We start from the raw sequence: 21951 nt of genomic DNA on the forward strand, positions 1-21951 counted from the left end.
GCCCCGCAGAATTGCGCCAGGGTGATCGCCCGGCCCGGAGGACGGGCGGCACCGAAGTCGTGGTTGCCGCGGTGGGGGGAGGACCCACGGCACCCACCCGAGGGGGAAGAAGGACGCCTTCAGCGCCGCGGATGCACTGAAGGCGTCCTTCCCGGACCGGAAGTCCCGGCCCTCAACTCCGGGCGGGCAACGCGGCCTCCGGAACGCCCAGCACCGTGAAGATCTCCAGAGCCGCCGCGCGCAACTCCGAGGCGGCCGCCGTGTCCCCGCGAGAATCCTGGACCGCGGCGGCCACCTGCAGGGCCCGTGCCTCGTGCAACCGCTGTCCGTTCTCCCGCGCAACCTTCAGCGCCCGGCCGATGTACCGCGAAGCCGCCGGGCGGTCGCCCAGGTCCAGGCACGCCGCCCCCAGCTCGGTCAGCGCCGCGCATTCCAGCACCCGCATGCCCGTCTCGTTCATCTTGGCCAGGGCCAGCTCCGTGTGCGTCACCGCGTCCGACGGGTGGCCGATCGCGCGGTGCGCGGCGGCGAGCCCGATGAGAACGGACGTCTCGCCGTAGCGGAAGTGGATTTTCCGGGCCAGCTCCAGCGCCACCGAGTACCCCTCGATGCTGTCCGCGACCCGTCCCCGCCGCCGGGCGACGGTCGCGAGAATCTCCAGCGCGCCCGCTTCCTGCCGGCGTTCACCCAGCTCACGACCCTTTTCCAAGGCCTGACGGGCGCGCTTTTCCGCGTCGCCGTAGCGGCCGAGGTCGCAGTAGGTCTCGGCCAGGCACACCAGGTTGTTGGTGAACATGTTCCACAGTCCCCACTGCTCGCACAGCAGCAGTCCTTCCTCGTGGCATTCCGCGGACTCCCGCATCCGGCCCGCGGTCCAGTGGGCCAGCCCGAGCCCGTTGAGCGCGAGCAGCCGGACGTACCGGTTGCCGCTCCGCGCGCTGAGCTCGACGGCTTCGGTGTGCCACCGGATCGCCGTCTCGACCCGGCCCAGCGACAGCAGCGAGACACCGACGTAGTTGGTCTCGCGCGCCTCGGTCCCCAGGTCGCCGATCTGCCGGGCGATGGCCAGCGCGCGCTCGTGGTGGCGCATCCCGTCGTGCGGCCTGCCCAGCTGCGAGTACACCCGGCCGAGTCCGTGCCGCGCCTCCGACTCGGCCGCGGGGTCCATGCCCGTCCCGCCGCATTCGAGAGCTTCCTCGTACAGGTCGAGAGCGGCGTCGTAGTCGCTCAGGTAGTAGGCGATCGTCCCGCGCAGCATGAGCACCGAGACCTCGGCGAGGCGATCACCCGCTTCGCGGGCGGCGCCCAGGGCGGCGTTGGCCACCGCGAGCCCGTCCGCCGCGAGCCCGCGCCCGGCGTAGTAGCCACGCAGGGTGTCGGCCAGCAACGTGCTGTAGCGGCGAAGCTCGGGCGACCGAGCCGCGCGTTCGACCGCGGCGACGAGGTTCGGGCGCTCCTCGCCGAGCCAGCGCATCGCCGGCTCGTCGTCCTCGAACGACGCCTCGGGCGCCGACGTGGCCAGGATCCGGCGGAACAGCGGGTACAGCCGCTGCGTGGCGGCCACCGCGGTGTCCAGGTAGTACTCGTACAGCCGGGCGTCGGCCGCGGCCAGCTCGCCGGGCACCTCGTCGGCCCGCGCGCGGTCGGCGGCGTATTCGCGCAGCAGGTCGTGGAACTGGAACCGGGTGGCGCTGCGCCGGGTCAGCAGGCTCGCCGCCACCAGCCGGTCGAGGCAGCGCCGGGTGTCCGGGCCGGCCAGCGCCTCCGCCGCGGCGAGGCCGAAATCGGGTCCCGGGATCCGGCCCAGCAGCCGGAACACACGCCGCGCCGGTTCGTCGAGCGCCTGGTAGGACAGCTGGAACGTCGCGCGCACAGCGACGTCCGGGTCGCCCTCGATGGCCAGTTCCGCCAGCGGGTCGGCCCGCAGCGCGCCCACGTAGTCCCCGATCGAGGAGTACTTGCCACCCACCAGGTTCGCCGCGGCGATCCGCAGCGCCAGCGGCAGGTGCCCGCACAGGCCGGCGAGCCGGTCGACGGACCGCGGTTCGGCGTCGACCAGGCCGGGGCCGAGCAGGTCGGTGAGCAGCGTCCGGGCGTCCGAGGTGGTCAGCACGTCCAGAGCGAGCACCCGGGCGTCGTTGAGCACGGTCAGCCCGCGCAGGTCGCCGCGGCTGGTCACCAGCGCCGCGCAGCCGGGGTTGGGCGGCAGCAGCGGCCGGACCTGATCGGCGCCGGCGGCGTTGTCCAGCACCACCAGCACCCGCCGTCCGGCCAGCAGCGTCCGGTAGAGCACGACCTGCTCGTCCAGCGTCACCGGCACCCGCGAGGCGGACACGCCGAGTGCGCGCAGGCACAGCGTCAGCGCCTGGGTCTTGGACAACGGCGAGGTCGACGCGTACCCGCGCAGGTCGACGAACAGCTGGCCGTCCGGGAAGCGAGCGGCCATCCGGTGTGCCCAGTGCACGGCCAGCGCGGTCTTGCCGATCCCCCCGGGCCCCGCGATCGCCAGCGTCCGGTTTCCGGGCGGGTCGCCGAGCAGCGCGTCGAGCTTGGTCAGGTCCGACGTCCGTCCGGAGAAGCTGGGCAGGTCCGCGGGGAGCTGGCAGACGGCGGGAAGCGGTTCGGCGGCCGCCGGCTCTTCCGCTGCGGTGAGGATCGCGCGGTGCGCCGCGCGCAGCCGCGGGCCCGGCTCGACGCCGAGCTCCTCGGCGAGCATCCGGTGCACGTCACGGTAGGTTTCCAGCGCGTCCGCCTGCCGCCCGCACCGGTGCAGCGCCAGGATGTACAGCGCCCAGAACGACTCCTGCCAGGGGTGTTGGCGGGTCAGGGTGGCGAGTTCACCGACGATTTCGCGGTGCCGGCCCAGCTCGAGGCTGACCTCCAGGTAGCGCTCACGGGTCCGCAGCAGCTCCTCGGTGAGCGGGACGGCCTCGTCGCGGTGCAGCGACTCGGACGGGATGTCGGCCAGCGGCGCACCCCGCCGGCACGCCAGCGCCTCGGCCAGCAGCGCCCGCTCGGTCTCCAGGTCGGCCTCGCGGGCCCGTCCGACGAGCGAGCGGAAGCGCTCCAGGTCCGACTGCCCGGGCTCCAGCCGCAGCAGGTAGCCGTCCGGGCGCGTCTCGATCAGGGCCTCGCCGAGCGCGCGCCGCAGCCTCTGCGCGTAGAGCTGCGCGCTCTTGCGCGCGGTGGGGGGCTGCTCGCCGCCCCACAGGTCCTCGGCGAGCCGGTCGAAGGTGACCGTGGCGTTCGCGCGCAGCAGCAGCGCGGCGAGCACGATGCGCAACTTCGGCCCGTTGACCGGGACCGGCGTGCCACCGCGTGTCACCTCGAGCGGACCGAGGATTCCGAACCTCAGATCGGATGTGCCCACGTCTTCCCCTCGCACGGGCAGCACGAGGTGGGACGGCTGTCCGCTGCCGACCAGGGTAACGGGGTGCTGCCGGCGGCGAGCGCGCTCGCCGCCGGCACGCGACGAGATGGCCGCTCCGATCAAGTGGGCGCGACCACCCGGGATGCGGTGGCCAGGCGTTCTGGTGCCGGAAGGTCACCGCACCCAAGGAGATCGTCGCCACGGCGATCGCGGTGCTCAAAACCGCCGTGCTCGACGTGAGGTCGGCCGCGAACCAGGCCGGCTGCGCATCGCGCTGTGCACCGCCGGCGCCATCAACCCCGCCCCGCACCAGCAGCGAGTCTTCCCGCACTGGCCGGCCCTGCGGCACCGGCGGATCACGCCTTCCCTGAAATCGTTCGGCCGGTCGATGAGGTTGGCGGAAACCCGTCTGACACCACTCGTTCGTGGCGGCCAAGGACTCGTTCGGATCTTGTCCGGCGATTCGCGGTGGCGGCATCCTGGGTTCCGTCCGCCTCAACCCACCACGTCGGGAGAACTCGTGCCGGTCAACGATTTGCTCAAAGCGAAGATCGAACACGGGTTCTCGCACTTGGACGTCGACGGGGACGGGCTGCTCACCGAACAGGACCACGTCCTGATGGGCCGGCGCGCCGCCGAGGCCCTCGGCCACACCCCCGGATCACCGCAGGAAAAGACCATCATCGACGCCTACCTGCGCATCTGGCGCGACCTGCACCTGCCCCACATCCCCGGCGGGGGCGACGCCATCTCCCGCGAGCAGTTCACCACCTCGACCGGTTCGCTGGCCGACGACCCCGACGCCGCCCAGGCCGGCCTCGGTGCGCTCGCCGAAGCCTTCCTGGCCATCGCCGACACCGACGCCGACGGCCGCGTCAGTCCCGCCGAATTCCTGGTCTTCCAACGCGGACACTTCCCCGGACTGACCGAAGCCGAGGTCACCGAGGCCTTCACCCACCTGGACACCGACGGCGACGGCCACCTCACCGCCGAGGAGTTCACCCGTGCCTGCGTGGAATTCTGGTCAAGCACCGACCCCGACGCCCCGGGAAACTGGTGGATGGGCCGCTCCTTCACATGACGTCGCCCTTCATCCCGACCGTACCGAGCACCCGCGTCACCACCTCAGCGAGCGGTATCCCGGAAGCCGAGTCCCAGGCGACGATGACGTCCGGGCGTAACAGCAGCGCGCCGTCGGCGAGCCACCTGGAGAACGAGTTCGATCCACTTCGCCCCGACGCCGCCTGAAAGCCGGGCGCCGGCGGATCCGCCCAGGCGGCCCGGCTCGCGGTGGGTATTCCGCCGCCGCGCCGAACCGGAACTGCGACGCCCAGGGTGCGCAGGGTGTAAAACCTCGCCATAGCCAGGCGACGTACTGGACTCTGCAAAGAAAGTCGCTTTCGGCGGGCCGAGCTACACGGCGTCGCCCGGTAAACCTCGTCATCGGTCCTTCGCGGTTTTGCACGGCCGCGGGCGGCGTTCCCCCGCGCATCCCCGCGATTATTTGGTTCCACCCCTTAGAGCGGCGGGCGGCCAAGGGTCAGCGGTCTTCGCCCTCTACCGAGGACGAACACGGCGCCCGCCACGCGGGTGAACACGTCGTGGCATCTGAGCGCCAGAATCAGCGTCGTAGATTTGGGTGACCACCGCCGCTGCCATTGTTCGACTGGGTCGCATCCCCAGTCGAACAACGGCACGTGAAATTCGACCGGAAATACGACAACGGGGTAGGATCGCTGGCATGCCGCGCCGAACGAAGGGGACAGCCGCGTGCTCAAGCTCGGAACGTGCCTTTACAACTTCATCTGGGAGAACTCGCTGCCCGATGCCGTTCGCCGGGCTGCGGACCTGGGGTTTCGCGGACTGGAAATCATGAGCACGCCTCCTCAGCTCGACACTCGCACGTTCGGCACCCGCGAACGAGACGAACTGTCGCGGGTCGTGGCGGAGACCGGTGTGGAGATCCTGTCGATCAACCCGACCTTTATCGATATCAACCTGGCCAGCCGCAGTGACGCATTCCGCAACGAGAGCATCCGCGAGGTGAAAGCGGCCACTGACGTGGCGGAGATGCTCGGCGCGCGCATTGTCGTCGTCGGTCCGGGGCGACGGCATCCGCTCATTCTGGAGCCAGTCGAGCTCAGCGACGGCCTGGCACATCCCGCGATGCGCGAGTGCATCGACTACGCCGCGGCGAAGGGCATCATCTTCGGCCTCGAGAACATCACGAGCCTCTACAAGGTGCGCAGCGAGGAGATCGCCGCCTTCGTCGACGAGGTGGACAACCCCTACTGCCGAGTCGTCTTCGACTCGGCGAACGCGCGGTACGTCGAGGACCCGGCGGCGGCTGTGCGGATACTGGGCGACCGGATCTCGCACGTGCACCTGTCCGACTGCGACGGCACCGTGCCCGCCCACTGGCCGGTGGGCACCGGCGACATCGACTTCGGCGCGATCGCCGACGCGCTGCGCGAGTTCGGTTACGACGGGTGGAGCCTGCTGGAGACCACCTGGATGGCCGATCCGGACCTGGCCATCCGGTCGAGCACCAAGGCACTCGGCGCCCACGGCTGGGAGCCGGTCGCGCCGCAGCCGGACCGGTCATGACCGAATTGGTGACGGACGAGGAGCTGCTGCGGCGCGGCGCGGCGCGGCTCACGGAGGCGGGCATCGGCGAGCCGGAAGAGGACGCTGCGCGACTGCTGCACAGGGCCAGGGCCCTCGGCGCGCAGGACACCGTCGCCGAGGTGTTCGACCGGCTCGTCGCCGAGCGGGCGCGGCACGTGCCAATGGGGTACCTCGCGGGCACCGACACGTTCATGGGTCACGAGCTCGCGGTGGACCCTCGGGTCCAGATCACCCGTCCGGTGATGCGCACCGTCGTCGAGGTCTGCGCGGAACTCGTGCGCGGGCTTGCCGGGGCGCAACCGTTCCCTGTGGTCGACGTCGGCACCGGAAACGGGGCCCTCGCCATCGCTCTCGCACGCCTGGCGCCCGCGGCACGGCCCATCTACGCCACGGACCTGTCCGCCGACGCGCTCGAGGTGGCGCGCTTGAACGTCGAGCGCGCCGAGCTCGCCGGTCACGTCGTGCTTCGCGAGGGTCACCTGCTCGAACCGGTGCCGGAGCCGGTCGGGCTGGTCCTGGCCAACCTCCCGTTCGTCAGCGCGGCCATGCGCGGCCTGCTGGAACCGGGAGTCGAGGAGAACGAACCCGCGACGGCCGTGTTCGGTGCGGGCGAGTCCGGCTGGGGCCTGCAGCACGAACTGCTCGAACAGGCCGGCCGCCGGGACGTGCCGCCGGAGGCCGTCGTGGTGACCTTCCACATCAGCCAGGAGCGGGAAGCACGGGCCGCCGCGGCCGGGCACCTGCCCGGCTACGAGATCTCCGTGCGGGAGCTACGGCCGGGGTGGAGCGGCGTTCTCGTCGCCACCAGGCCGCGCGGCTGACGCGTCGGCGCAACGAGACATTGAGGAGTCACATGCGGGAAAACGTAGCGGTCATCGGCATGGGGCACGTCGGCAAGACCATGTGTCGGCTGCTGGAACCGCACGCCGACATCGTCGGCTTTGACGCGCGGACCGACGAGGACTACCCGATGGCCGAACTCGGCGAGTGCACCCTTGCCATCATCTGCGTCGGCACGCCGCCCGCGCCGGACGGGTCGTGCGACACGTCGAACGTCCTCGATGCCGTCGACCGGATCCCGGTGCGGGACATCATGCTGAAGTCGACCGTGCCGCCGGGCACCACCGATCTGCTGATCGAGCGGACAGGCAAGAACATCTGCTTCTCACCGGAATACTTCGGCGAGACCAAGTTCTACAACCCGTTCTGGGCGGACGGCCCCGAGGCGATCTCGTTCCACATCTTCGGCGGCGCGCCCCACATCCGGTCCCGCTTCATCGACTTCCTGCTGCCCGTCGCCGGACCGAACAAGACCTACTTCCAGTGTTCCGCCGTCGAGGCGGAACTGATCAAGTACATGGAGAACTCCTACATCGCCGCGAAGGTCACGTTCGTCAACGAGTTCCGCAACATCTGCGACGCGCTGGCGGCCGACTGGCACACCGTCCGCGAGGGGTGGTTGCTCGACCCGAGGGTGAGCGCGTTCCACACCGCCGCGTTCCGTGAAACGCCCGGATTCGACGGCAAGTGCATCCCGAAAGACCTCCAGGCGATCATCATGTCCGCCACGAAGGCCGGCTACTCCCCCGACCTGCTCATGGAGATCCTCAACAGCAACGACCGGTTTCGCAGCGGGCTCACCCAGTAGCCGCGCGCAACGCTTCGACGAGTTCGGTGTCGACCGCCTCGGTCGCGGACAAGGCTTCCGGCAGGTTCGCGACGGGGCTGACCAGGCCACGTCTGCTCGCGTGCGCGAACGCCCTGGCGAGTTCTTCCCACCGCGCCGAGGATTCGCCGAGGACCTCGGCCAGTCGCGTCCCGCGAACCAGCTCCGGAGCGTCGAGCTCCAGGTAGGCACTCAGCAGTCGACGGCTGCCGATGACGTACTTGTGGATGCACGCGGCCAGGTGCCACCGCATGCTCAGCCGCAGGTGCCGCGAGTCGAGCCGGGGGAACGTCTCCTCGCTGAACAGGAGCCGCAGCGTGGCCAGTGCGTCGAGGCCACGGGAACGCAACTGCGGCTGCGGCCTGCCGACCGCGAGGTTGTCCGCCGAGCGCGCCAGCACCGACCGCACCTGCTCGGCCGGTGTCGACGGCGAGGGGCCGAGCTCGTAGTCCAGCACCCCCATCCCCCACCGCACGCTCGGTGCCAGCTCCGCGAGCTCGACGTCCACGTCGCGGCTCTCGGTGGTGTCGCCGATGGGCTGACGGTCCACCAGGTGCAGCGTGCCGGCGTCGCGGCCCAGCACGACGCTGGCGTGGCCTTCCGACTGGGCGAGCGGCGACTGTGGTTGCCACGGCACCAGCCACCGGTTGGCGAACACGATCGCGGGTTTGCCGGCTGCGAGCGTCGCATCGACGACGTCGCCGAGTGCGGCAACGTCGTCGACCCATCGGTAGGTGGCACGCAGGCCGTGCTCGAACGCCGGCTCCGACAGCTCCTCCTCGGCCGCCGAGCACAGCCAGGGACGGAACCGCGGGTCCACGGAGAGCACCACCTGGAGCGGGCGCACGACGTACCGGATCGTGTTGGTGACGCCGTGGCCCCGCAACACGTCCCGCACGCAGTGCAGCAGGCATCCGAGGTTCGCCGGGGACACGCCCGACTCGTCGCGGAAGTCGTCGAGGAACGCGTCCGGCCGCCGGAACTCCGGAAGGGTCACGCACACACCTCCTCGGCGGCCTTCTTGCCGCGCAGCACGGCGTCGTCGGAGTTGATGTACAGCCACTCGCCGAAGCGGCCCGCGCAGACGATGCCCGCCTCCAGAAGCGTGCCGAGCAGGTACTCGCGGTCGGCCGTGGTGTCGGACGTGTGCACCGGGTAGGCGTAGGGCACGGTGCACACCTCGGTTTCCCGGACCGCACCGGGGTCCACGAGACCCATGCCTGCTACCGCCGCCACCACCCGCTCGGCCAGGCCGTCGATCTCGACGTGCTTGAGCGGCGAGAAGCTCACCTCGGCCTGGATGCCGAACCTCGGCCGCGCCCGGAGCGCGGGTGAGGAGTTGGAATTCAGCACCAATTTGTGGAACGGCACCTCGGGGTCGGCCACGTACACCCGTTGCCGCTTGGTCACGCCCTCGGCGTCCACCGCGAGGTTCACCAGGTGCAGCGAGTTGTGCCGCAGGCGACGGGCCGCGTCCGCGCTGCCTGCCGGCAGACCGTTGACCCGCTCGACGAGCAGGTCGAGCGGCATGGTCGACACCAGCCGCGAGAACGGGAAATCCTCGCCGTCGCTGCTGTGGGCGGTTCTGGTGTCCAGGTCGATCCGGTCGATGTGGACACCGCAGCGCAACCGCTCCCCCACGTGCTTCACGAAACCCTGGTACAGCGTGGAAAAGCCGCCGTCGGCGGGATAGGTGACGCGCGCGTTGACGTAGTCGTCGTTGTGCCTCGGCTCCAGCGCGCCGGCAACGATGGCGTCGATGTCGGGGGTGACGATCCGCTGGCCCGTCCACGCGGGAGTGATCTCGCGAAGCGGGTGCGCCCAGAGCTTGGTGTTGTACGGCTCCAGGAAATGCCTGCGGATGCCGTCGCCGAACGTGCGCTCGATCCAGTCGGCCAGACTCGTGGGCGGCAACCCCTTGTCCCGTACGACGGTCAGCAGGCCCACGAGACATTCGCGCACCACGTCGGTCGGCAGACCGTGCAGGTGGCTCTGGAACGGGTAACGCACGTAGGTGCCGTGCGAGTAGACCCACGCGGACCGGGGCTGCTCGAACAACTCCACGGGGCACAGGCGGCCGATCAGCTCGCGCACTTCGGGGTGCCGGGTGAAGAACGCGTGCCCGCCGACATCGAACACGGCGCCGCCGAACTCGTGGCTGCGGCACAATCCACCCGGCTCGGCGCCGGCCTCGAGCACGATGTAGTCGTCGTGCGGCAGGTGGTAGGCGGCGCTCAGCCCGGCCGGACCCGCGCCGACGATCACGACCGGGTCAGATGAACGGGTCATAGTCTCCCACCGTCGGCTCGGCGGCGGCGACACCACTGAGCACCGCCTCGTTCTGGGCGTGCCGGATGCAGTGGAACCGGCAGTCGCGATCGGGTGAAAGCCGCTCGAGCATCTCGGCGCGCTCGCCGGACGCCCACAGCTCGCGGAACGACTGCTTCGCCACGTCCCCGTACCGGAACTCGGCCCGGCCGCGGTGGTACGGGCAGGCGTAGCACCCACTCGGGGTGATCACCGTGCGCATGTGCGTCGCCGGGCACCAGGAGTAGTCCTTCGGCTGGGTCAGGTCCGCCGACTCGAAGACGTGGAACATCGAGACCGGCATGTGCACCCGGAACGAGCCGGTCGCGAGTTCGGTGCACTCGTCGATGAGTTCCCGGATCCGCCTCAGCTCGTCCGCGGTCCAGATGGTGAGCTTGTGGTCCATTTCCATGGACGGCTTGCACTCGATGTAGTCGCAGCCGATCTCACGGGCGAGCCGGGTCGCCTCCACCATGTCCTCGATGTTGGTCCGGCCGTCCCGTTTCAGGAGCAGGAACGAATACCCGAGCGCGCCGCGCTTGACCTTCGCGAGCGCCTCCATCTGCCGCACGACGTGGTGCAGCGGAAGGCGGTTGCCCCTGCTCGGCCGGAAGAACGCGAACGTGTCGGCGTTGCCCGCGTCGACGGACACCCTGGTCCACGAGGCGCACTCGGAGACGGCGTCGAGGTGCCGGGAGATCAAGGTGCCGTTGGTCGTGATGCCGACGGCCATACCGTGTCCGTGCACGCGGCGGACCAGTTCGGAGAACCCCGGCGCGGTCATCGGCTCCCCGCCGCCGATGAAGATCACCGCCCGGGTGCCCAGCTCCGCCAGGTCGTCGATGGTCTGTATCAACTTGGTGTGCTCGAGCGAGCCCTGGTTGAGCAGCTCTCCGCTGATGCACTCGGGGCACGCGAGGTTGCACGCGGTTGTCGGATCGATCTCGGCCACGTACGGGCCGGTGGTCGGCCGGGACGGTGCGAGGCCGGAGATGCGGTCGTGCACGGATTCCTGACCGAGCTTTCGGACGAGATTGAAAGGGCCGTCGTCCTCCGAATTCGGCGCGCCCGGCGGGATTGATTCGCCGACCGTCGAACCGGACGTGCCGGCGCGCTCAACCGCGGCGTGTTCCATTGTCACAAATCCTCTCGGTATGGCCATTGTCGGACTGCGACCATGATTGACATCAACATAGTGGGGGTGGGTCGTCCACGAAAGGCACGGCAGGCGTTCGTCTTATGTCGGCCGAACATCGCGGCGCAGGCTGGGCACCGTGCGGAGCACGACGCCACCCATTCCGCGCTTGAAGTTGGTGACACCGTCGCTCTCGTCCCGCGGTCCGTCCAGGATGATCCCGCCCAGGTCGTAGCGCCGGCAACCGTGTTCCCGCGCCCACAGGATCGAATGCCACTGCAGGACGACGCCGAGCGGCGGGCGGCCGGGCCAGTGCGGTGCACGCGACCCCCACGCCAGATCGCCGCAGCGAAGCAACAACTGTCCCGAACACAACTCGCCGTTTCGTCGGCAGAGCAGAACTGTGCCAAGGTCGTCACCGAGGCCGCGGTCGCGCAGCTGTCTGAGATACCCGGACGGCATCGGGCTCACCGGGCGTATCCGCCCGAACTTCTGATACATCTCCTCGAATTGCCTCAGCCCCTCGTCGGAAAGGTCCTCGGTGACCGTGACGGCCGGGTCGTCGAGCTGCTGCCGGAGCAGGCTTCGTCTGTTCTTCGTCATTCGCCACATCAGCACGTCGTGTTCGGCGGCGACGTCGATGACGACGCTGGCCGCCTCCCATTTCGCCGGCCCGTCGTCGAACCCGCGTTCGCGCAGCGCGGCTTCGACCTGCTCGCCGCCACAGCCGTGCGCCAGGTACGGGCTCACCGTCAGCGGCAGGTCCGGGAACTCCGCCATGGTCGCGTCGACGGCGGCCAGCACATCGGCCACGGTGTACCCGGCAGGTCCCCGCGGCACCCACGCGGCGGGCGTGCTCGCGCCGTTCGTCACGAGCACGCCGGACACCCACCGCATGTCGGGGGCGTGCAGGGGGTGCAGCTGTGCGCCGTCGGTGGCCGCGCGGGCACGCAGCCAGCCGATCCGCTGGAACGGGGTGCCCGACGGCATGGCCAGGACGTGCTGGTCCCAGTCCGGCGTGCGCGGCCGCACCGTGGTCCGCCGGGCGACCAGGCCGACGACCGCCTCGGCGGCGCGGCGGCGGCCCGCGGACAGGTCCGCCACCGGTCTGCGTTCCGCCTGCCCCTCCAGCTTCCTGACGGCGCGCGCGACGCCGTCCGGGTCCCGGGCGTCCGCCGCGACGACGTTCGGGTCGTCGCGGGCCATGAGCCGCACGCGCGCGGTCTGGTTGTCGGTGGCCCGTACACCCGGCACGGCGACCACGCGCGCCCCCGCCGCGCGGGCCTCGAACAGGGTGTTGTACCCGCCCTGCGTGATCACGACGTCCGCGGCACGCATCAGGGTCGCGAGTTCCGGTTCGTGCCGGGTGACCCGCCAGCTCACGGGCGCGGCGCAGTCTCCGGGCAGCCCGACGATCCCGCGGAAGAAGTAGCCGAGCACCAGCACGCACACCGTGGGCGTGGTCGCGGTGCGCTCGACCCCCCGCGCGGCGGCCTCGACGAACAGGTACTGGTCCTCGAAGCCGCCGCCCCCGCCGGTGATGACGACCATCCGCTCGCCCCCGGACACGCCGTAGCGCGCCCGCACGTCGGCGACGGCGCCCTCGACGACCGGGCGGACGATAGGGCCGGTGAACGTGACCCGGTTGCGCAGCCCGGCGGGGATCTCACTGCGCGGCACCTCGTCCGGCCGGTGCGGGAGGATGACCAGCGCGAGGTCGTCGAGGTGCGGGCCGAGAGACTGCAGGAACTCACCCATGAACGTGTTGCGGCGCAACACGAGCGCGTGCGCGACCGCCGGTGGCGGCGCGGCCCGCAGCAGGTCGGCCGACACCACGGAGTCGTGCAGGGCGACGGTGGGCCGAACGACCTCGACCGCGGCGCGGATCGTCGCCGCGGACACCGCACGCTCCAGCGGCAGCTCCCCTCGCACGACACCGGGAACCCGGCCGACGTAGCTGTCCGGGTGCCCCGGCACGGCGACGTAGCGGAACCCCGACCTGCGCAACAGGTCGCTGTCCTGCTCGGCGACGATGCCGACCTCCGCGTCCGGCCGCAGCTCGCTGATCCCGTGCAGGATGTTGAGCAGTCTGGAGACGTGGCCGAGACCCTCGTGGTCCCAGGCGTAGGCCAGCACCCTCGGCGCGTCGCTCACCGGCCGCCCCCGTTCGCGATCGCCTCGTACTCGCGTTGTACCCCGACGGCGAGTGGCACGCTGGGGACGTAACCGAGCTCGCGGATGCGGTCGAGGACGAGCGCGCCCTTGGCCGGCAACGGGGTGCCGTCCTCGGTGGTCAACGGGCCTGGCCCGATGGCGAAGTCCCAGTCCGGCCGCACCGCCCGCACGGCCCCGGCGATGTCGACCGGTGAGTACGCGACGCCGCTCGCGAGGTTGTAGACGTCGTGCGCCAGCGAGGGTGCCTCGAGCAGGCGGCGGAACGCGTCGGTCGCGTCGTCGATGTAGGTCAGGTCGAGGGCGTGGTCCGCGCCGCCCGCCAGCGACGTGGTGGTGCCCGCGAGCGCGTCGAGGATCATCGACCGGGGTGCGCGCTGCCGGGGATAGCCTGGCCCGTACGCCCAGGACAGCCGGACCGCGACGTGCTCGACGCCGGTCACCCGCCCGATCGTGCGGCCCGCCGCCTCCGCGGCCAGCTTCGTGGCGCCGTACACGGAGGTCGGCAGGGCGCGGTCGTCCTCGGCGGCGACCTCGCCGGGGAAGTCGCCGTAGACCTCCTCCGAACTGACCGTCACGACCCGCCGCACCCCGTGCCGGGCCGCCGCGGTGACCACGCGGGCGGTGCCGGTCACGTTCACGTCGAACGCGCCGACCGGGTCGCGGTCGCAACTGGCGACGCTGGGGAACGCCGCGGCGTGGAGCACCCCGTCGACCTGGCCGCCGGACAACGCGCGCTCGATCGCGCCGCTGTCCCGGATGTCCGCGACGACGTGTTCGTGGCCGGTGTGGTCGGCGGGCGTGCGGTCGAAGGTCACGACGTCGTGGCCCGCGGCCAGCAGGTGCCGTGCGGTCGCGGCTCCGACGAACCCGGCGCCACCGGTGACGAGAAAACGCATGGTTGTTACCTCAAGACCTCTCGCATGGTCGCGAGCACGTTGTCGACGTCCTGCGCGGTGTGGACGATGCTCAGTGCGGCCGGGTGCAGCGGTTGCCACAGCACACCGGCGGCGACGAGGGCGAGCTGCGCGAGCCGGGACGATTCGACGTCGGCACGCAGCAGCTCGCGGCGGTTGGTGACGGACGTGGCGCCGAGGTGGAAGTGCAGCATCGAGCCGGCGCCGGTGACCACGCCCGGCACCCCGGCGCGGTCCAGTTCGGCGGCGATGCCGGTGCGCAGGCGCTCACCGAGCGCGTCGAGCCGGGTCAGCGCGTCCGGCCGCTCGGCGAGCTCGTCGAGCACGGCGTGTGCCGCGGCGACCGAAACGGCGTTCTCCACGTAGGTGCCGGACTGGAACACCCGGCTCTCGGCGCTGCCGGCGAGAGCGAGGTCCATCAGGTCCGCCCGGCCACCGAAGGCGGCCAGCGGCAGCCCGCCCGCGACGCCCTTGCCGAGCGTCACGAGGTCGGCGGTGACCCCGTAGTGGGACTCGGCGCCACGCGGTCCCAGCCGGTAGCCGGTGACGACCTCGTCGAAGATCAGCACGATGCCCGCCGCGGCGGTCTCCCGGCGCAGGGTGTCGAGGAACTCCCCGGTCGCGGGCACGGCTCCGCCGGAGGAGAACAGGACCGGCTCGACGATCACCGCAGCGAGGTCGGCGGCGGACCTGCGGATGAGCCGCTCGGCGGCGGCCACGTCGTTGTACGGCAGCACGATCACGTCGTCGCCGACGGAGGGCGGCAAGCCCGCGTAGTCGGGCTTGGCGGCCGGTTCGCTGTCGGGGCCCGCCATCGCCGTCGAGTGCGTGGCGACGAGGAACGCGTCCCCGGAACCGTGGTAGCCGCCCTCGCACTTGGCGAAGCGCGTGCGGCCGGTCGCCGACCGCGCCACGCGCAGCGCGGACTGGGTGGCCTCCGATCCCGTGACCGTGAACCGGATCCGTGCCAGGCCGCGCTTCGCGCTCATGCGCTCGGCGAGGGCGAGGCCCGGTTCGTGTGGCATCGTCGTGCCGGAGAAGCGGGCCACCTGCTCGCTCACGGCGGCGACGATGCGTGGGTGGCCGTGTCCCAGCAACAGGCTCCCGCTGCCCATGAGCACGTCGAGGTACTCATGGCCGTCGACGTCGGTCACCCTGCTGCCCTTCGCGTCCGCGATGAACAGCGGATGGGGCGGGAAGTACTTCCCGTTTCCGCTGACCCCGTTCGGTTGCACCCGGGTGGCCCGCTCCCAGCGCGCCCGGGAACCCGGGGTGCGGCGGGCGTAGTCCCGCTCGGCGTCTGCGACCCGAGGCAGTCCGGCCCTGGCGACGGCCGTTGCTGCTTCCCGCACCTGATCACCTCCGTTCATCGGTCCTGGTCCGGCTCCGTCAGCAGCGCGGCCACCTCGTCGTCGCCGAGGTCGGCGACCATGAGCGCCAGCTCGGCGGCGGCCACCACGTCGACCGCGCACGCCCGGCCGGTCTCGACCACCAGGGCGGCCTGCTCGGTCACCGTCGGCCGTTCGAGCAGCCGGGGCAGGGGGACGTCGACGCCGAACGTCTCGGTGATCGCGCCGGCGATCCGCAGCGCGGCAAGCGAATGCCCGCCCAGGGCGAAGAACCCGTCGCGTGCGCCGAAGTCCTCCGTGCCCAGCACGGCCGACCAGCACCGGTGCAGCACCACCTCGACCGGGCCCTCCGGCGCGACGCGGGGCGCCGGGGCGGCCGGTGGGGGCGCGGGCAGTGCGGCGCGGTCGAGCTTTCCGTTCGGCGACACCGGCAGCGACTCGACCCACTGCAGCCGCGCAGGGACTAGGTAGGCGGGCAGGGACTTCGCCAGCTCTCCGCGTACGGCGTCGAGGTCGCGCGTCCCGCCCGCGGGTTCGAGGTAGCCGACGAGCACCGGACCGGATTCGGTGTCACAGCGGGCGACCACGGCACGGCCGACACCGGCGATGCGGGTGAGCTGGGCTTCGATCTCACCGGGTTCGACCCGCAGCCCGTTGACCTTGAACTGGTTGTCGGCCCGCCCCACGTAGTCCAGCGTCCCGTCGGCGCGCCGCCGCACGAGGTCCCCGGTGCGGTACATCCGGACGCCGGGCGGCCCCCACGGGTCGGGCAGGAACCGCTGCGCGGTGAGTCCAGGGCGCCCGAGGTACCCGTGCGTCACGCCGGCTCCGCCGAGGTACAGCTCGCCGAGGACGCCGACGGGCACGAGCCGCAGCGAGCGGTCGAGGACGTAGGCGCGGGTGTTGCGCATCGGCGCGCCGATCGTGATCGGCGCGCCCGCCGTGAGCCGGCGCGCGGTCGACCAGATCGTGGTCTCGGTCGGGCCGTACAGGTTCCACGCCTCGGTGGCGGTCCTGGCGAGCGTCTGCCCGAGGTCGGGCAGCAGCGCCTCACCGCCACACAGGGCGACCAGCGGCGTCTGCCCCGTCCAGCCCGCGTCGACCAGCAGCCGCCAGGTCACCGGCGTCGCCTGGAGGTGGGTGACGTCGCCCTTGGCGAGCCGGCCACGCAGCCAGTGCCCGTCCGCCACGGCCTTCGGGCCCGCCACCTCGACGCAGGCCCCCGCCGCGAGCGGGACGAGCAGTTCGAGCGCGGCGATGTCGAAGGAGAAGGTCGTCACCGCCAAGAGCCGCCGCCCGGGCCCCAGGCCGAACCGGCCGATCGCGTCGTCGGCCAGGTTGGCCAGTGCCCGGTGCGGCACCATGACCGCCTTGGGCCGCCCGGTGGTGCCGGAGGTGTAGATCACGTAGGCGAGCTGTTCCGGGTGCGTCACGCCCACGCCGTCCGGTGCTCCGGCCGCGAGTTCGGGGAGTGGTGGCAGGACCACGGCGGCGCTCGGTCCGGGCAGCGACACCGCGTGGTCGGTCAGCACCACCGCGGGACGCGCGTCCGCCGTCACGAATGCGAGCCGCTCGGCGGGCAGGGCCGGATCCAGCGGCAGGTAGGCACCACCCGCGAACAGCACGCCGAGGGCGGCGACCACCAGCCCGGTGCCACGCGGCAACCGGACGCCGACGATGGACCCCGGGCCGACGCCGTGGCCCGCGAGCAACGCGGTGACCGACCTGGCGGCGCGGACCAGCTCGCGGTAGGTGAGGGCGCCGTCGGCGCCGGCGACGGCCGGGGCGTCCGGGGTCGCCGCCGCACGGGCCAAGACCCGCCGGGGCAGGTCGTCGCCCGCGGGCGCGTGGTCACCGGTGAGCACGGCATCGGCCAGTTCGCCTGCCGACATCATGGCGAGCGCGCCGACCGGGGTGGCCGGGGCCGACACCGCCGCGCGCAACAGGTTCCCCAGGTGGCCGGACAGCGCGGCCACCGTCGCCCCGTCGAGCACGTCGGTGTCGTGAACCCACTGGCCGTGCAGCTCGTCGCCGACCCGCGCCATGGTCAGGGTGAGGTCGGTCTGCGTCTGCGTGCGCGCCACGGGGACCGGCACGAGCCGGACCGGACCGAGGTCCAGCGGCGGCGCGGCGACACCGAGGCCGAACCCGGCGACGGTGTCGGCCCGGCCGCGAACGGGCCGCATGAGGTTGAAGATCACCTGCACGAGGGGCACGTCCTGCGGCCGCGCGGCGAGTGCGACCACGTCCGCGAACGGCAGGTCGCCGTGGGCCAGTGCCCTTCGGGTGGCGGAATGGTTTCGCCGCAACCATTCCTCGAACGGCTCGCCGGGGCGCACCCGTCCCCGCATCACCACGGTGTTCACGAACAGCCCGACCGCGCGGGCCGTGTCGCGCCCGCGTCCGTGCACGGGTGTCCCGACCAGCACGTCGTCGCTGCCCGCGTAGCGCCCCAGCACCAGCTGCAGGCCGGAGAGCAGGACGGTGTAAAGCGTTGCGCCGCAGCGACGGCCCAGGGCGCGGAGGTCCTCGACCAGCGCGGCCTCGAGGGTGAACCGCACGCTCCGGCCACGCAGGCGCGGGACCGCCGGCCGCACCCCGGCCGGGGGCAGGGCCAGTGCGGCGGGCACGCCGTCGAGCTCGGCCCGCCAGAACTCACGCAGCTCGTCGCGCCGCTCGTCCGTCGCCGGCGCCGCGGCGACGAACCCGGCCGCCGCGGGCAAGTCCGGGTCGGCACCGGCGGCGAGTGCCGCGTAACCCGCGGCCAGCTCCTCGGCGAGGATGCCCATCGACCACAGGTCCGCGATCAGGTGGTGGACGCACAGCACGCACCAGCCGCCACCGTCCCCGGCGAGCACCTCCACCCGGAACAACGGGCCCGTCGTCACGTCGAACGGCCGCGACATGGCGGCCTGGATCCAGTCCTCGGCGTCCCGCTCGTCCAGCTCGTCCGGCGCGTCGGTCCAGCACAGCGCGGGCTCGACCGCGTCCGCGACCACCGCGACCGTCTCGTCGTGCGGGTCGGGGAACGTGGTGCGCAGCGCCGGATGGCGTTCGACGAGCACGGCGAGCGCCCGCCGCAGGACAGGCCGGTCCAGCCGGCCGGCGACCCTGGCGACGACCGGGATGGTCAGGGCCGTGCTGTCGGGCAGCAGCCGCTGCAGGAACAGCATCGCGCGCTGGTTGAGCGTGGTCTCGTGCACGGTCACGTCCAGCCCTCCCCCGCCTGGTCGCGGGCGCGGCGCACCTGCCGCGCCAGTGCCGCGATGGTCGGCTCGGCGAGCACGGCGCCGAGCGGGACCACCACGCCGAAGGACTCCTGGACCCGGGCCAGGACGTGGACCGCCTGCAGCGAGTGGCCACCGAGTCCGAAGAAGTCGTCCTCGACCCCGGGGGCGGCCACATCGAGCAGCTCCGCCCAGATGTCCGCCAGGGCGCGTTCGAGGTCGTCACGCGGCGGCACGTGCTCGGTCAGGTACCCGGTCATGGCCGGGGCGGGCAGCGCCGCCCAGTCGAGTTTGCCGTTGCCGTTCACCGGCCAGTCCCGCACGGCCACCAACGCGGCGGGGCACATCGCCTGCGGCAGGTGTGCCCGCAGGTGGCGGCGCAGCGCGTCCTCGTCCACCTCCGCACCCCCCGGCCGGTACCACGCGACCAGGACCGGTTCGCCCGCGGGCGAGCGACGTGGCCCGACCGCCGCCACGGACACGTCCGGATGGCCGGTGAGGACGTGCTCGACTTCACCCGGCTCGATCCGCACGCCGCGGATCTTCACCTGCCGGTCGATCCGCCCGAGGTAGTCGAGCGTGCCGTCGGGCAGCCAGCGGGCCAGGTCCCCGGTGCGGTACGCCCGCGCCATGGGCGTACCGAGGAACGGGTCGGCCACGAACCGCTCGGCGGTGAGGTCCGGACGGCCGAGGTAGCCACGGCCGCACGCGACCCCGCCGATCCACAACTCACCCGGCATGCCGACGGGTGCGAGCGCACCCACGTCGTCGACGACGTACAGGCGGGCGCCCGGGATCGGCCTGCCGATCGGCACCCGGCGGGCCGGCGGCCCGGCCGGGCACGGGTGCCAGCTGACGTCCACCGCCGCCTCGGCCGGGCCGTACAGGTTGTGCACCTGAACGCCGGGCAGTGCCGCCGCGGTCTCGGCGAGGAGCCGGGCGGGCAGCTCCTCACCACTGCACACGATGCGTTCGAGCACACCGGCGCAGCCGCTGGCGGCACCGGAGGCCAGGAAGGCGTCGAGCATCGACGGCACGAAGTGCACCGTGGTGACCCGGTGCGCCACGATCGCCTCGGCCAGCGCGCGCGGGTCGCTGTGCACACCCGGCGCGGGCAGCACGCACCGGGCGCCGGTGAACAGCGGCCAGAACAGCTCCCAGATCGACACGTCGAACCCGACCGGTGTCTTCTGCAGCACCGCTTCCCCGGCGTCCAACGAGAACGTCCGCTGCATCCAGCGCAGCCGGTTGACCACCGCGCGGTGCTCGTTCATCGCTCCCTTCGGCCGGCCCGTCGAACCGGACGTGTGCACGACGTAGGCCAGCGAGTCCGGCCCGGCGACCGGGCCAAGCCGGTGCACGGGCAGTGCGTCGAGCCGTTCGGTGCCGAGATCGACGACAGTGCTGTGCGGTGTCCCGGCGCCTTCGGTGATCACCACCGGGACCTGGGCCAGGACGGCGGCGTGCCGGGCGGGCGGGTGCCCCGGGTCGAGCGGCACGATGGCGGCGCCTGCCTTGAGCACGGCGACGAGGGCCACGAGCAGCCGCGTCGAACGAGGCACCAGCACGGCGACCGGCGTCCCGGCCGACACCCCGAGCTCGCGGAGCCGGTGCGCGAGCTGGTTCGCCCGCCGGTCGAGTTCGGCGGCCGTCAGCTTCTCGGTGTCGTCGACCGCCGCGATCCGGTCCGGCCAACGGTCGAACCCGTCCTCGATCAGCCGGGTCAGCGTTTCCTCGGCACCCGCCAGCGCGGGACCGCCGTCGGCGAAGCCGAGCACCTCGGCGCGGTCGGCGGCGGTCAGCACGGGCAGGTGGCCCACCGGGACGGCGGAGTCGGCCGCGGCCAGCACCGCGCCGAGCCCGCCGATCACGCGCCGCACGGTCGCCGCGGTGAACAGTTCGGTGCTGTACTCCACGAGCCCGGCCAGTGACCCGTCGGTACCGGGCGCCAGCTCGACGGTCAAGTCGAACTTCGCGGTCCCCGTGTCCAGCTCGTGGAAGCTCACGGTCAGCCCGCCGACGGCGACCTGCCGCGGCGGCCGCTCCTGGTAACGGAACAGATGCCGCACGAACGGGCTGCGGCCGCCGCGATCGCGCCTCGGCCGCAATCGCTCCACGAGCAGGTCGAACGGAACGCTCTCGTGCCGCTGCGCGTCCAGCACCCGTTCCCGGGCCAGGTCGACCAGGTCGCCGAAGGACCGCGCAGGGGCGACGTCCAGCCGCAGCGGCAGGGTGTTCACGAAGCAGCCGACCGTGCGGTGCAGCTCGGGCCGGGTCCGCCCGCTGAACGGGCTGCCGATCACCACGTCGGTCTGCCGCGACCACCTGGCCAGCACCACTCCCAGCGCGGCCAGACCGACGACGAACGGGCTCGTGCGGTGCGCGGCCGCGAGCCCGAGGAGCCGGTCACCGGTCGCGGCCGGGAGGGTGAACCGCTCGACGGCGCCCGCGAAGGTCGGCCGCGCCGGCGCGAGGTGGTCGGTCGGCAGCTCTGGTGGCTCCGCGTCACGCAGCAGCCGCGCCCAGTGGTCCAGTTCCTCGTCGAGCCGCCCCGGCGCCAGTGCGGCCGACTCCCACGCGGAGTAATCGCCGTACTGCACCAGCGGCGCCTCGGCGTGGTCGTCGAACAGTTGCTCCACGAGGAGTTCCACCGACCAGCCGTCGGCCACGATGTGGTGCACCACCACGATCAACAGGTGCTCGTCCGGGCCGGTACGCAACAGCCGTTGCCGCATGGGTGGGCCGGCCGCCAGGTCGAACGGGCGGCGCACGAACTCGTCGACGATCGCGGCCTCGTTTCCCTCGACGGGCTCCGCGGTCAGTTCGACCGCGTACGGCTCGGCCACGTGCTGCCGCAGCGATCCGCCGTCGTCGCTGAACGTCGTCCGCAGTGCCTCGTGGCGGTGGACGAGACGGGTCAGCGACGCGCGCAGGGTCTCCGAGTCCAGCGGGCCACGCAATCGGATCGCCCCGGCCATGTGGTAGAGCGGGCTGTCCCCCGCGAGCCGCTGGAGGAACCACAGCCGTTGCTGGGCGGAGGAAGCGGGCGCGTCCGAAGCCGGCCGGACCGGAATCGGCTCGGTGCGCGGCCGGACGCCGTGCCTGCCGGCGAGTCTCGCCAGCAGTTCGCGCCGGTCTCCGGCCAGCCAGTTCGCGGGCATGCCGCGGCCACCTCCCTCT

13 protein-coding genes are annotated in these 21951 nt (G+C 72.2%); 4 read left to right on the forward strand and 9 right to left on the reverse strand.

Annotated features, from left to right (window positions below; all coding sequences use genetic code 11):
- Window positions 1–172: 172 nt before the first annotated feature.
- The gene (locus tag Q5425_RS06900; RefSeq protein ID WP_308671245.1) at window positions 173–3370 is read right to left on the reverse strand and encodes a BTAD domain-containing putative transcriptional regulator; all 3198 of its coding nucleotides are present in this window, start codon (window positions 3368–3370) and stop codon (window positions 173–175) included.
- Between the two features lie 520 nt (window positions 3371–3890).
- On the opposite strand from Q5425_RS06900, the gene Q5425_RS06905 reads away from it, so the two are divergent.
- From Q5425_RS06905 to Q5425_RS06920, 4 genes are all read left to right on the forward strand, one after another.
- Window positions 3891–4451, forward strand: coding sequence for an EF-hand domain-containing protein (locus Q5425_RS06905; protein ID WP_308671246.1), 561 nt, complete (start codon window positions 3891–3893; stop codon window positions 4449–4451).
- Window positions 4452–5140: 689 nt separating this feature from the next.
- Window positions 5141–5977 (forward strand): sugar phosphate isomerase/epimerase family protein, encoded by an 837-nt coding sequence (locus Q5425_RS06910; RefSeq protein ID WP_308671247.1) that lies wholly within the window; start codon window positions 5141–5143, stop codon window positions 5975–5977.
- A complete protein-coding gene (locus Q5425_RS06915) occupies window positions 5974–6819 on the forward strand; it encodes a methyltransferase (RefSeq protein WP_308671248.1) in 846 nt (281 codons plus the stop codon). The genes Q5425_RS06910 and Q5425_RS06915 overlap by 4 nt, the downstream gene beginning before the upstream one ends.
- 32 nt (window positions 6820–6851) lie before the next feature.
- Window positions 6852–7646, forward strand: coding sequence for a hypothetical protein (locus Q5425_RS06920; protein WP_308671249.1), 795 nt, complete (start codon window positions 6852–6854; stop codon window positions 7644–7646).
- On the opposite strand, the gene Q5425_RS06925 is transcribed toward Q5425_RS06920, so the two are convergent.
- The 8 genes from Q5425_RS06925 to Q5425_RS06960 form a co-directional block, all read right to left on the reverse strand.
- The gene (locus Q5425_RS06925) at window positions 7636–8661 is read right to left on the reverse strand and encodes a hypothetical protein (RefSeq protein WP_308671250.1); all 1026 of its coding nucleotides are present in this window, start codon (window positions 8659–8661) and stop codon (window positions 7636–7638) included. The two genes, Q5425_RS06920 and Q5425_RS06925, sit on opposite strands and share 11 nt — an antisense overlap.
- Window positions 8658–9953 carry an FAD-dependent oxidoreductase gene (locus Q5425_RS06930; RefSeq protein ID WP_308671251.1) on the reverse strand — a complete coding sequence of 432 codons (1296 nt, stop codon included), beginning with the start codon at window positions 9951–9953 and terminating at the stop codon, window positions 8658–8660. The genes Q5425_RS06925 and Q5425_RS06930 overlap by 4 nt, the downstream gene beginning before the upstream one ends.
- Window positions 9937–10977, reverse strand: coding sequence for a radical SAM protein (locus tag Q5425_RS06935; RefSeq protein WP_308671252.1), 1041 nt, complete (start codon window positions 10975–10977; stop codon window positions 9937–9939). Before Q5425_RS06935 ends, Q5425_RS06930 begins: the two co-directional genes overlap by 17 nt.
- Before the next feature lie 231 nt (window positions 10978–11208).
- The gene (locus Q5425_RS06940; RefSeq protein WP_308671253.1) at window positions 11209–13260 is read right to left on the reverse strand and encodes a GNAT family N-acetyltransferase; all 2052 of its coding nucleotides are present in this window, start codon (window positions 13258–13260) and stop codon (window positions 11209–11211) included.
- On the reverse strand, window positions 13257–14177 hold the full coding sequence (locus Q5425_RS06945) for an NAD(P)-dependent oxidoreductase (protein ID WP_308671254.1): 921 nt from the start codon (window positions 14175–14177) through the stop codon (window positions 13257–13259). Before Q5425_RS06945 ends, Q5425_RS06940 begins: the two co-directional genes overlap by 4 nt.
- A 5-nt stretch (window positions 14178–14182) precedes the next feature.
- Window positions 14183–15547, reverse strand: a complete 1365-nt coding sequence (locus Q5425_RS06950; RefSeq protein ID WP_308671255.1) for an aspartate aminotransferase family protein — start codon at window positions 15545–15547, stop codon at window positions 14183–14185.
- Between the two features lie 14 nt (window positions 15548–15561).
- Window positions 15562–18753 (reverse strand): amino acid adenylation domain-containing protein, encoded by a 3192-nt coding sequence (locus Q5425_RS06955; protein ID WP_308671256.1) that lies wholly within the window; start codon window positions 18751–18753, stop codon window positions 15562–15564.
- Window positions 18750–21932 (reverse strand): amino acid adenylation domain-containing protein, encoded by a 3183-nt coding sequence (locus Q5425_RS06960; RefSeq protein ID WP_308671257.1) that lies wholly within the window; start codon window positions 21930–21932, stop codon window positions 18750–18752. Before Q5425_RS06960 ends, Q5425_RS06955 begins: the two co-directional genes overlap by 4 nt.
- Between the last annotated feature and the right edge of the window lie 19 nt (window positions 21933–21951).

Origin of the sequence: Amycolatopsis sp. A133, from assembly GCF_031082405.1 — a bacterium.
In the GTDB taxonomy this organism is placed as follows: domain Bacteria; phylum Actinomycetota; class Actinomycetes; order Mycobacteriales; family Pseudonocardiaceae; genus Amycolatopsis.

Excerpts from the sequence above, each read along its gene's own strand:
- Q5425_RS06915 (WP_308671248.1), top strand. The coding sequence starts at position 5,974 with ATGACCGAATTGGTGACGGACGAGGAGCTGCTGCGGCGCGGCGCGGCG.
- Q5425_RS06960 (WP_308671257.1), bottom strand. The coding sequence starts at position 21,932 with ATGCCCGCGAACTGGCTGGCCGGAGACCGGCGCGAACTGCTGGCGAGA.
- Q5425_RS06945 (WP_308671254.1), bottom strand. The coding sequence starts at position 14,177 with ATGCGTTTTCTCGTCACCGGTGGCGCCGGGTTCGTCGGAGCCGCGACC.
- Q5425_RS06920 (WP_308671249.1), top strand. The coding sequence starts at position 6,852 with ATGCGGGAAAACGTAGCGGTCATCGGCATGGGGCACGTCGGCAAGACC.
- Q5425_RS06930 (WP_308671251.1), bottom strand. The coding sequence starts at position 9,953 with ATGACCCGTTCATCTGACCCGGTCGTGATCGTCGGCGCGGGTCCGGCC.